At 66.6% G+C, this 11249-nt stretch carries 8 protein-coding genes; 6 read left to right on the top strand and 2 right to left on the bottom strand.

All coding sequences use genetic code 11. The features are described 5' to 3' along the window. Positions 1-149 precede the first annotated feature (149 nt). The 3 genes from ACFYO0_RS14840 (at position 150) to ACFYO0_RS14830 (ending at position 6692) form a co-directional block, all read left to right on the top strand. On the top strand, positions 150-2546 hold the full coding sequence (locus ACFYO0_RS14840) for a DUF6049 family protein (RefSeq protein WP_388674934.1): 2397 nt from the start codon (positions 150-152) through the stop codon (positions 2544-2546). Between the two features lie 46 nt (positions 2547-2592). Continuing rightward, on the top strand, positions 2593-4839 hold the full coding sequence (gene murJ / locus ACFYO0_RS14835; RefSeq protein ID WP_388674931.1) for a murein biosynthesis integral membrane protein MurJ: 2247 nt from the start codon (positions 2593-2595) through the stop codon (positions 4837-4839). A 119-nt stretch (positions 4840-4958) separates the two neighbouring features. Then, positions 4959-6692 carry a protein kinase family protein gene (locus ACFYO0_RS14830; RefSeq protein ID WP_388674928.1) on the top strand — a complete coding sequence of 578 codons (1734 nt, stop codon included), beginning with the start codon at positions 4959-4961 and terminating at the stop codon, positions 6690-6692. Positions 6693-6748: 56 nt separating this feature from the next. Here ACFYO0_RS14830 and ACFYO0_RS14825 read toward each other — a convergent pair whose 3' ends face one another. Beyond that, positions 6749-7657 carry a hypothetical protein gene (locus ACFYO0_RS14825; RefSeq protein WP_388674925.1) on the bottom strand — a complete coding sequence of 303 codons (909 nt, stop codon included), beginning with the start codon at positions 7655-7657 and terminating at the stop codon, positions 6749-6751. A gap of 68 nt (positions 7658-7725) precedes the next feature. Continuing rightward, complete coding sequence (locus tag ACFYO0_RS14820) at positions 7726-8187, bottom strand: hypothetical protein (protein ID WP_388674923.1); 462 nt, start codon at positions 8185-8187, stop codon at positions 7726-7728. Positions 8188-8424: 237 nt separating this feature from the next. On the opposite strand from ACFYO0_RS14820, the gene sigM reads away from it, so the two are divergent. The 3 genes from sigM to trxB all read left to right on the top strand — a co-directional run bounded on the left by sigM (position 8425) and on the right by trxB (position 11220). Beyond that, complete coding sequence (sigM, locus tag ACFYO0_RS14815) at positions 8425-9141, top strand: RNA polymerase sigma factor SigM (protein WP_388674921.1); 717 nt, start codon at positions 8425-8427, stop codon at positions 9139-9141. After that, positions 9138-10064, top strand: coding sequence for an anti-sigma factor family protein (locus ACFYO0_RS14810; RefSeq protein WP_388674919.1), 927 nt, complete (start codon positions 9138-9140; stop codon positions 10062-10064). Before sigM ends, ACFYO0_RS14810 begins: the two co-directional genes overlap by 4 nt. A 184-nt stretch (positions 10065-10248) precedes the next feature. Then, positions 10249-11220, top strand: a complete 972-nt coding sequence (trxB, locus tag ACFYO0_RS14805) for a thioredoxin-disulfide reductase (RefSeq protein ID WP_388674916.1) — start codon at positions 10249-10251, stop codon at positions 11218-11220. Positions 11221-11249: the final 29 nt, after the last annotated feature.

Here is an 11249-nt window from a genome sequence, read left to right as displayed (position 1 = left end):
CTCCCTCAATACGTGCACATAGGCGACAGCTCGGCCTGGCCCCCCGATCTTGTGGGGCGGACCGCGGCACTTCCCCTCAGCGCGCATCGTTACCATGCGTGGACGCACATTCCGACGACCACTGACGACGACGAGGGACGGGCGAGCGCGTGGCCGAGGCGGCAGACTTCCAGGGGACGAGTGCCTCACCTGCCCGCCGGTGGCTTCGGCGCACCGGAGCACTGCTCGCCGGAGCGCCTCTGCTGGCCGGCCTTCTCCAGCTGCCCGCCTCGCCCTCCGCGGATGCCGCCGAGCGCACCGCCGTGGCCGAGGCCACCGGCTCGAAGACGGTTGACGTCTCCTTGGACTCGCTCAGCCCCACCGTCCCCTCGGACGGGGACACGCTCACCGTCTCGGGCCGAATCACCAACAAGGGCAAGCAGTCGGTCACGGACGCCCAGGTCGGTCTGCGCGTAGGACCGACGATGAACGGCCGCTCGTCGATCGACACGGCCGCGAAGAACAACCCGGAGGCGGGCGCCGAAGTCGGCGGCTCGTACGTGCAGGATTTCGCCAAGCTGGCGCCGGGCGTCCCACAGAGCTTCAGTATTTCTGTCCCCGTAGACGAGCTGGACCTCGGCGCTGATGGCGTCTACCAGCTCGGGGTCACGCTCACCGGGGAGACTGCCGCCCAGCCGTACGAGCGCATTCTCGGGATCGAGCGAACCTTCCTTCCGTGGCAGCCGGAAGCGGCGGAGACGAAGACAAGGACGACGTACCTCTGGCCCCTGATCTCCACCCCCCATGTGACGGCCGAGACGGGTTCGAACGAGCAGCAGACCCCTGTCTTCAAGGATGACGACCTCGCCGCGGAGCTCGCGCCCGGCGGCCGACTGCAGCAGCTCCTCACTCTCGGCAAAGAGCTGGACGTCACATGGGTGATCGATCCGGACCTCCTGGCCTCTGTGGTCGCGATGACGAGCGGCTACGAGATCCAGACCAGTGCCGAAACCACCACTCCGGGCACCCACCAGGCGGTCGCCAAGCAATGGCTCGCCGAGCTGGAGAAGGCAGTCCAGGGCAAGGAGGTCGTCGCCCTCCCCTTCGCCGACCCGGATCTGGCGTCGCTGGCCCACAGGGGCACGAAGGTCACCGGGTCGCTGAGCCATCTCAAGGACGCCACGGAGGTGGCCGCCACCACGGTGGAATCGATCCTCCATGTGACGCCAAGCACGGACTACGCCTGGCCTGCGAACGGCGCGATCGACCCGTCGATCGTCAAGGTCGCCACCTCCGCCGGCGCCGACACGGTGATCTCCCGCAGTGACAGCCTCGACGAGACCGGCGGCCTGTCGTACACGCCCAGTGCTGCCCGCCCCATCGGCGGCGGCACCACGGCGGTGGTCGCGGACGCCCGCTTGTCGACGGCGTTCCAGGGCGACATGGCGGTGGCCGGCAACTCCACGCTCGCCGTGCAAGAATTCCTCGCCCAGACCCTGATGATCACTCTTCAGCAGCCGGGGAAGCAGCGCAGCATCGTGGTTGCCCCGCAGCGCATGCCGTCCGCCAGCCAGGCCCAGACGATGGCGCAGGCGCTCACAGCCCTCCAGAACGGGAACTGGTCGCAGTCGGCGGACCTGTCCGCGGCCACCGAAGCCAAGCCCGACCCCGGCGCCACCACGCGGGTCCCCTCGGCGTACCCCTCCTCACTGCGCAAGCAGGAACTGCCGCCGGAAACCTTCGAGCAGATCGAGAGCACGCAGCAGAAGCTCGACAAGTTCCGGGTGATCCTCACCGACGAGTCCCGCGTGGTCACCCCGTTCGGGCGGGCCCTCAACCGGGCGATGTCCACGTCCTGGCGCGGCCACGAAGCCGACGAGGTCGTGTACCGCAGCGGTGTGGAGACGTATATCGACGATCTCACCCAGCAGGTTGCACTGATCAAGAAGTCGGAGGCGAAGCTGTCGGGCCGCAGCGCCACCATTCCGATCACTGTGCAGAACAACCTTGTCCAGGGCGTCGACCATCTGGTGCTGCGCCTGACATCGGAGAAGCCGACGCGCCTGCGCATCGGTGAGCGTGCCTACCGAGAACAGCAGGTGGAGGTGTCGGGCGGGCACAGCCAGTCGGTGAAGTTCACCGCCAACGGCCGGGCCAACGGCCGGTACGCGGTGACCGCCCAGCTCTACACGGAGGACGGCCAGCCTTACGGCGACTCCATCACGTTCGACGTGAACGTCACCGAGATCACCCCCACGGTGATGCTTGTCATCGCCGGCGGTGTCCTGCTGCTCGTACTCGCCGGATTCCGGATGTACACCCAGCGCAAGCGCGCGGTTGCCCGGCAGGCGGAGGAGGGGCCGGACGACGGCCTCGAGGACGACGCCGAGGAAGGTCGTGAGGATGAGTCCCGCTCGGAGTCGGGGACGGCGTCCGAAGCGGAATCGGGTTTGGCGTCGCCATTGGAATCGGGGGCAGACGACCCGGAGCAGCCGAGTGACCCTTCACCGGACACCGCACCGGAAAGCACCGACCCGTCCGCCACGGGTGAGAGAGTGGACCGTTGAGCGAAGTCGTGGCCGGTGGGCCCGGGGACGATGAGGTGGGGTAACCATGAACGCGCCGTACGACGGTGACCGCGGTCAGGGCGCGGGGGGCTCCGGCTACCCCGACGACCCGCCGCAGGGACTGCCGGAGCCCGGCCAGGTGCCGCCACAGCCCCCCGCCGACACGTACCTTCAGGACGCCTACGGACAGGATCCGTACGGGGTTCGAGATCTCGCCGCCCAGGACCCGGTCGGTGAGGCGCTGTACGACCGCGCCGCACATCCCCCGCCCCCGCCCGGCACATACCCGCCGCCGCAGCAGCTCTACGCCCAGCCGCCGCAGTCGCCGTACGCTCCCGATCCACGTGTGTGGGCGCAGACCCCGGCGCCCGAGCCGGAAGGCCTGACGCAGCATCTTCCCTACGGTGACGACGCCCGCACGACCCAGTTCGTGGGCGTGGACGACCTGGTGACGCAGGCCGGCGAGGAACGCCACGAGCCGGATGCCTTCGCGTATCTCTTCCGTGACCAGCAGCAGGGCGGCACGTACCCTCCTGCGGGTCCGCCCGGTGTGCCTTCCCCGCCTGGTGTGCCCTCCCCCACACCCGAGCCGGCTCCCGCGGCCCCTCAGTCTCCGCCGCCTGCGAGCGCATCGGCGCCCACGCCCGCGCCGAAGAAGTCCGGGGGCCGCGCGTCGAGTCTGCTGAAGTCGAGCGCGGTCATGGCGGCGGGCACGATGGTGTCCCGCCTCACGGGATTCATCCGGTCCGCGCTGATCGTCGCCGCGCTGGGTACTGCCCTCCTGGGCGACACCTTCCAGGTCACGTACCAGCTGCCGACGATGATCTACATCCTGACCGTCGGAGGCGGCCTCAACTCCGTCTTCGTACCGCAGCTCGTGCGCGCCATGAAGGAGGACGAGGACGGCGGCGAAGCCTACGCGAACCGTCTGCTGACCCTTGTCATCGTCGCCCTCGGCGCGCTGACCCTGCTCGCGATGTTCGCCGCACCGCTCCTGGTCCGCATGCTGTCGAACTCGGTTGCCACCAACCCCGCGGCCAGCGAGGTCGGCATCACCTTCACCCGGTACTTCCTGCCCACGATCTTCTTCATGGGCATCCACGTGGTGATGGGACAGATCCTCAACGCCCGCGGCAGCTTCGGCGCGATGATGTGGACTCCGGTCCTCAACAACATCGTCATCATCGTGACGCTCGGCATGTTCATCTGGGTTTACGGCACCTCCGCTAACTCCGGGATGGCCGTCGGGAACATCCCACCGGAGGGCCAGCGGCTGCTCGGTATCGGTGTTCTGCTCGGCCTGGTCGTCCAAGCCCTCGCGATGATCCCGTACCTGCGCGAGACCGGGTTCCGGCTGCGGCTGCGTTTCGACTGGAAGGGCAACGGCCTCGGCAAGGCCGCGATGCTCGCCAAGTGGACGATCCTTTTCGTTCTCGCCAACCAGGCGGGCGCCGTCGTCGTCACCCAGCTGGCCACCGCGGCGGTCACGGACACGGGCACCGCCGGCACCGGCTTCAGCGCCTACGCCAACGCCCAGCTCATCTGGGGCCTCCCGCAGGCCATCATCACGGTCTCGCTGATGGCTGCCCTGTTGCCGAGGCTCTCGCGCTCGGCTGCCGAAGAGGATTCGGGCGCCGTCCGCGACGACATCTCCCAGGGTCTGCGCACCACCGCCGTCGCGATCGTGCCCATCGCCTTTGGATTCGTCGCACTCGGCATCCCGATGTGCACCCTGATCTTCGGCTCCTCAGGCACCGACGCGGCCACCAAGATGGGTTACATGCTGATGGCCTTCGGGCTCGGCCTCATCCCGTACTCCGTGCAGTACGTCGTGCTGCGCGCCTTCTACGCGTACGAGGACACCCGGACTCCCTTCTACAACACCGTCATTGTGGCCGCCGTAAACGCCGGCGCCGCGGCTCTCTGCTACGTCCTGCTGCCGCCCCTCTGGGCTGTGGCGGGCATGGCGGCCTCCTACGGTCTCGCGTACGCGATCGGCGTGGGTGTGGCCTGGCAGCGGCTGCGCAAGCGGCTGGGCGGCGACCTGGACGGGGCTCGCGTCCTGCGTACGTACGCCCGTCTCGGCATCGCCTCGGTACCAGCGGCGTTGCTGGCGGCCGCGGCCTGTTACGGAATCACCCAGGGGCTGGGGCAGGGCGTCCTTGGCTCCCTGGCCGCCCTCCTTGGCGGAGGCATCGCCCTGCTCGGCATCTTCTTCGTCGCGGCTCGGCGTATGCACATCGAGGAACTGAACGGAATGGTCGGCATGGTCCGGGGGCGCCTCGGGCGCTGAGGCGGGGTACGCGCACAACCATCGTCCGGGACCGCGTGTCGTGCATAGCGGCGGACTGTGGGCACAATTGGCTTTGGCGTCGAACAGCGGGCAATGGAGATGGGGAGGCAGGAGCGACGGTGGCGGAACGGAGCACGGCTGCCGTCGACGTGGCAGACAACAGCGGTGATGAGCCGCTGACCGCCAAGGCGGACCAGTCCACGGCCGACGGGGTGGCCCAGAACCGGGAGCGGGACACGAAAAGCTCGGACAGCGCAGAGGCACAGGGGAGCGGCGGGGACGAGAGCCCCGGCAGGACCTCACCGCCCGAGTTGCACAGCGGCCACAAGCTCGCCAGACGCTACCGGCTCGAAGAGTGCGTCACCCGTCTGGACGGTTTCAGTAGTTGGCGTGCCGTGGACGAGAAGCTGCGTCGTGCCGTCGGCGTGCACCTGCTGCCCGCCGATCATCCGCGGGCGCGCTCCGTCCTGGCGGCGGCCCGTTCCGCTGCCCTCCTGGGCGATCCCCGCTTCGTCCAAGTGCTGGACGCGGTCGAGGAGAACGACCTGGTCTATGTGGTGCAGGAGTGGCTTCCTGACTCCACGGAGCTGACGACGCTTCTGGCCGCCGGCCCGCTGGAGGTACACGACGCGTATCAGATGGTCAGTCAGGTCTCCCAGGCGATGGCGGCCGCGCACCGCGAAGGGCTGGCGCATCTGAGGCTGACCCCGGGCGCGGTGCTGCGCTCCTCGTCCGGCCAGTGGCGCATCCGCGGGCTCGCCGTGAATGCCGCGCTGCGCGGCATCAGCTCCGACACACCGCAGCGCACCGACACGGAAGGGATCGGCGCGCTCCTGTACGCCGCCCTCACCCAGCGCTGGCCGTACGAGAGCGACGCGTACGGCCTCTCCGGGCTGCCGAAGGGCGTTGGGCTCATCGCGCCCGACCAGGTGCGCGCCGGGGTGCACCGCGGACTGGCGGAACTCTCGATGCGCGCGCTCATCAACGATGGAGCGACGGCGTCCCGCCAGGAACCGCCATGCACGACGCCGGAGGAGCTGGTGAAGGCGATCGGCGAGATGCCGCGCATCCGCCCGCCGGAGCCCGCCTTCGCCGGGCCGCCGGACTACCAGCGCACCACGTACCAGCAAGGCTCCTACGGGCGTCAGACACCGGGGCCCGGAGCCACACAACCGGTGCCGACCCCGCCGCCCCCGTTGCAGAGCCGTACCGGCAAGGCCCTCAAGTGGGCCGTGTCCGCATTGCTCATCGCCGCACTGGGCCTTGGCAGTTGGCAGTTGGCGGACGCCCTCATGGAACGGGGCGGCAAGTCGTCCGACGACACGGGCACGAACCAGACACCAGATGACGACGGGAAGAAGAAACCTGTCGCCACGAAGTCTCTTCAGATCCATGACGCGCGTGAATTCGCTCCCAGCGGCGAAGGCATACAGGAGGACGAGGTACCACTTGCCCTGGACGGGAAACCGGACACGGCTTGGATCACTCCCCAGTACCGGGGTTACGCGAATTTCGGGAATCTGCCGAACCGCAGGGACGGCAGTGGACTGATCTTGGATCTTGGAAGTGTGCAGAGTCTCTCGGGTGTCGACATCAGCATGTATCGAAGCGGCCAGACCGTGGAAGTCCTGGCTGCTGACAATGACGCTTCGAGCCCGGCATCGCTGAGCGATTTCTCCCACCGCCTCACCAAGCTGGCGAAGGTGGGTTCGGTCCTCAAGGCCACCTTCAAGGAAGAGGTCCGTACCCGTTATGTGCTCATCCACATCACCGAGTTGCCGACCGATGGATCAGCGGAACAATTCAGGGGTGGCATTTCAGAAGTCAAGCTGATCGGCTTGCGTGATTCCTAGACCATATGGCTCTCGCTCTGTGCGTGTTGGGCGGAGCAGGGCGAGAGCGTAGGTCGTCAACCGCCGACGGAGCGCGCTTCCGTGAGGAGCTTCTCATGCGCTTCTGACAGACGGTCCAGTTCCTTTCGACTTTCTTTAATCATACTCTTTTGCATCTCGGCCTCCTGCCTACTCCAGATCCTCACCAAGTGAGTCTGGGTCTTGCAATCGACATCTGCCGTCGCAGCCGATATTTCGCGCTTTGTAATCTCTTCACCGGAGTTCTCTTCCGCAGCCAATGCTCGCAGCGGCGTACTGTACGAGAAACCCCTCTTCTTCATGCACTGCGACCACTCTTTTGTCGCTTTTCCCACGCTGGGCGCGGTCAGTGACTTCTCGAAGCTGCCCAAAGCGATCGACTGCGCCACCTCGACCCCTTCCTCATAAGCGTACTTGCCGCGGAGGTTCTTCTTGGCTTGTCCCAGGCAACCGCCCTCGGGAACTTCGACCCCGTTCAGTTCCAACGAAGTTCCCGGTTTCCCGTTCAACGCGAGGACCTCTTGCTCCGTAAGTTCGAGTTCGCTCGCAGCAGCGGTTGTCTCAGGGAAGTGGTACCCGTATGTCGCCACAACATCTGCGTTCATGACTCCATACCTGCGGTTGGTTCCCGGAATGTACTTCGCAGGACTGTCCGAAGCCGCTGCCTTGTACCTGAGGCCGTACTTTCGCATACAGGAGTCGGCCAGCTTCCGCTCGGCCTTGGAGATGACGTACAACTGGTCAGCACTGAACGAGTAGGCCTCTATGGGAAGTTTCAGGTAACTTTCCAGGGGTGAAGGTCGGAGGTTAGTGGCCGAGGCGCTGGGAGACGGTGCATCGGGACCTCCGGAAGACTCCTGTCCGTCCTGACCACTGCAACCGGTGATATACACAAGTGCAGCACAGGCCAGTGCAGTAATGTGCGTCCTTCTTCCCACGCTGATCATCCGATCCCCCTTGACTCAAAGAAAAAGTGCCGGACGCATCGCCTTTGCGCCCGGCACCCGATGAACTCTCAGAATTGGTAGCAGATACCTGCCGCCTGGCTTCCGTCAAATATCTTGAGGGAAGCATTGTTGTTGTAGGTCTTGTTCAGCTTGTTGGCCTGAGCCTGCTTGGAGCCCTGAGCCCACAGCTCGTCGCAGGGGCCGCCCTGGTTGCTGCTGTAATAGATCGCCGCGGTTTCGTCTGTGGTCTTCGCGATGAAGAAGGCAGACGCAGCGTTGTTCTTGACTGAAAGCCCCTTGCCGTTACCGCTCGTGGCGAACTCGTAGCCGGCCAGGTTATTAATCTTTCCGTACCCGACAAAGTTGGCTTCAGATCCCTTGAAATTCGAGTTGTAATAGAACCTGAGGCACGGGTAGGCGCCGCTGCAGTCCTTCCCGGTGTACGTGGTCGCTCCCGCCTGCGAAACGCCGGAGAGCGTCAGCAGGGCAACCGTGGCGCCGACTGCCGCAGCCCTCTTGAAGAATTTCATGCTTCCCCCTTCAGTGGCCGAAAAGTCGACATGGATATTACTTTCACGGCACGGGAGTGATCAACAGGATAAATGGATCATCCGTTCCCATCACCTCATACCGCGCGGTGACTTGAGTCACGTTTCCTTCGGAGCCCGAGTGCCCGGAACTCTGTGGGTCGTAGTTCTCCTGGCCGCCTCCACCCATCGCGTTCTGGCGGAGAAGTCCCGTAAGGTTGCCCCGAGGGGAGGGGCAGAGTGCGAGATGAGTCTTCGCTCACAGAAGTGAGCGATCAGGATCTCCTTGCCCGCCATGTGGAGGGCGACCAAGAAGCCTTCGGTGAGCTTGTGCGGCGCCACCGCGACCGGCTCTGGGCAGTGGCTCTGCGGACTCTGGGGGACCGCGAGGAGGCCGCCGACGCGGTCCAGGACGCTCTTGTCTCCGCCTACCGCGCCGCCCACACCTTCCGCGGCCAGTCGGCCGTCACGACGTGGCTGCACCGCATCACGGTGAACGCCTGCCTCGACCGCGCACGCAAGGCGGCCTCGCGGAAGACATCTCCCGTCGACGACACGGAACGTCTTGAGCAACTCCTGGAGCCGCACGAGTCGGCGTCCGCGCCGGCCGAGCGCAACGATCTGCACCGCGAGCTCCTCGAAGCCCTCGGCACCCTGCCGTCCGATCAGCGGGCCGCCCTCGTCCTGGTGGACATGCAGGGCTACCCCGTGGCGGAGGCCGCCCGCGTGCTCGACGTGCCGACCGGCACGGTCAAGAGCCGTTGCGCACGAGGCAGAGCCAGACTCCTCCCCCTGCTCAGGCACCTGCGTACGGACGCCAGAAGTGGCGAGGACAGCAAGAAGTCGGGCGAGGGACGGAACCGCACGCAGGGGACTTCCGTCCCACCCGCAGCGGGAGTACACGATGCAGGGCCAAGCGATCCAACTGCTGTGAAGGGCGGAGGTGGGCGAGCGTGACATCGACCGACACGGCCGAGCACCCGGAAGTCACGGAGATCTCCGACCTCACCGAAGGTCTGCTCCCGCCCTCCCGTACAGCAGATGTGCGTCGGCACCTCGACGACTGCGCGCTCTGTGCCGACGTGTACGCATCGCTGGAAGAGATCCGCGGCATGCTCGGCACGCTGCCTCGCCCCTCGCGTATGCCTGGCGACGTCGCGGAGCGCATCGATGCCGCTCTCGCCGCGGAGGCCCTGCTGAATGCCACGGAGCCGGACGCCGGTGCCGCGGACGCCCAGGAGCCCGTGGGTGCCTCCCCTCTCCTGGCAGGCGAGAGTGACGGCGCGCGTGTTTCACGTGAAACATCGCCCGCGGCCGACCGCCCCGCAGGACGCCCTCGCGCCGCCACCGGACCGGGTCGTACGAAGCGCACGCGCCGGGGCCGTCGCGGCACCGTCGTCCTCGGCGCCATGTTCACGGCTGCAGCGCTCGGGCTGGGCGGCCTGCTTCTTCAGTCGATGGGCGACGACACTCCGGGCACCACTCCAGAGCAGGATCGCGTCCACTCCGCGAACACCTTCACCGAGGGGAAGCTGGAAAGCCAGGTCGCGGATCTCCTCGCCGCGAGCGAAGGCAAAGACAGCGGCGGTGGCAACGACCAGTCACCCTGGGGCTCGGCGTCCGACCCCGACGAGCCGAGCACTCTGAAGGAACCCAAAGTCACGGTGCCCCCGTGCATCCAGCAGGGCATCGGTCGTAACGAAGCCGCTCTCGCCTACAAGACAGGCACCTACAAAGACGCAAAGGCCTATCTCGTGGTGCTGCCTGACGCCTCCAACGCCACCCGGGTCACCGCCTATGTCGTCGACTCCGCCTGCGTGGCCGAGTCTCCGGACTCGGCCGGCAAGGTGCTGCTGCGGCAGTCCTACGATCGACGCTGAGCGACCTCCACTCCGGTCCATGGCATCCGTGCTGTCGCCGTGCGGTCACGCGTCGCCGTGTGCCCGGACACACCGGACACAGTCGGGAATGCACGCCCCGTAGGATCCGTTGGGTGGGGTGAGAAGTCTGAGACAGGCTCCCACCGGTCGTACGAAGCAGTCTTCAGAGACGAGGAATCAAGCCGTGAGCGACGTCCGTAACGTGATCATCATCGGCTCCGGGCCCGCCGGCTATACGGCGGCGCTCTACACCGCGCGCGCATCGCTCAAGCCGCTGGTGTTCGAGGGCGCCGTCACCGCAGGTGGCGCGCTGATGACCACCACCGAGGTGGAGAACTTCCCCGGCTTCCAGGACGGCATCATGGGCCCCGAGCTCATGGACAACATGCGGGCCCAGGCCGAGCGATTCGGCGCCGAGCTCGTTCCCGACGACGTCGTCGCTGTCGACCTCAGCGGTGAGATCAAGACGGTCACGGACACCGCGGGCACGGTGCACCAGGCCAGGGCCGTGATCATCGCCACGGGTTCCCAGCACCGCAAGCTGGGTCTGCCCAACGAGGACGCGCTCTCCGGACGAGGCGTCTCATGGTGCGCGACCTGTGACGGCTTCTTCTTCAAGGACCAGGACATCGCCGTGATCGGCGGCGGCGACACGGCGATGGAGGAGGCCACCTTCCTCTCCCGGTTCGCCAGGTCGGTGACGGTCGTCCACCGCCGTGACACTCTGCGCGCCTCGAAGGCGATGCAGGAGCGCGCGTTCGCCGACTCGAAGATCAAGTTCGTCTGGGACAGCGAGGTCGCCGAGATCCAAGGTGACCAGAAGCTCTCCGGCCTGAAGCTGCGCAATGTGAAGACGGGGGAGCTCTCCGAACTGCCGGTGACGGGCCTCTTCATCGCGATCGGCCACGACCCGCGCACGGAGCTGTTCAAGAGCCAGCTCGACTTGGACGACGAGGGCTACCTCAAGGTCGACGCGCCCTCGACCCGGACGAACATCCAGGGTGTATTCGCCTCCGGTGACGTGGTGGACCACACCTACCGCCAGGCGATCACCGCGGCCGGCACCGGCTGCTCCGCCGCCCTCGACGCCGAGCGCTTCCTCGCCGCCCTCGCGGACGGCGAGGCCGTGGCCGAGCCCGAGAAAACCACCGTCTGACCTCCAATCACCTCACCGCACCAACCAGT

It is taken from the genome of Streptomyces sp. NPDC006365, from assembly GCF_042870755.1.
Lineage (GTDB): Bacteria > Actinomycetota > Actinomycetes > Streptomycetales > Streptomycetaceae > Streptomyces > Streptomyces xiangluensis.
Note: the sequence above shows the minus strand (reverse complement) of the source record. Positions and strands in the feature narration are given on the sequence as shown.

What these genes read in the sequence shown, in the direction of transcription:
- murJ (WP_388674931.1), top strand. Translation starts at nt 2,593, where the DNA reads ATGAACGCGCCGTACGACGGTGACCGCGGTCAGGGCGCGGGGGGCTCC.
- ACFYO0_RS14825 (WP_388674925.1), bottom strand. Translation starts at nt 7,657, where the DNA reads ATGATCAGCGTGGGAAGAAGGACGCACATTACTGCACTGGCCTGTGCT.
- ACFYO0_RS14820 (WP_388674923.1), bottom strand. Translation starts at nt 8,187, where the DNA reads ATGAAATTCTTCAAGAGGGCTGCGGCAGTCGGCGCCACGGTTGCCCTG.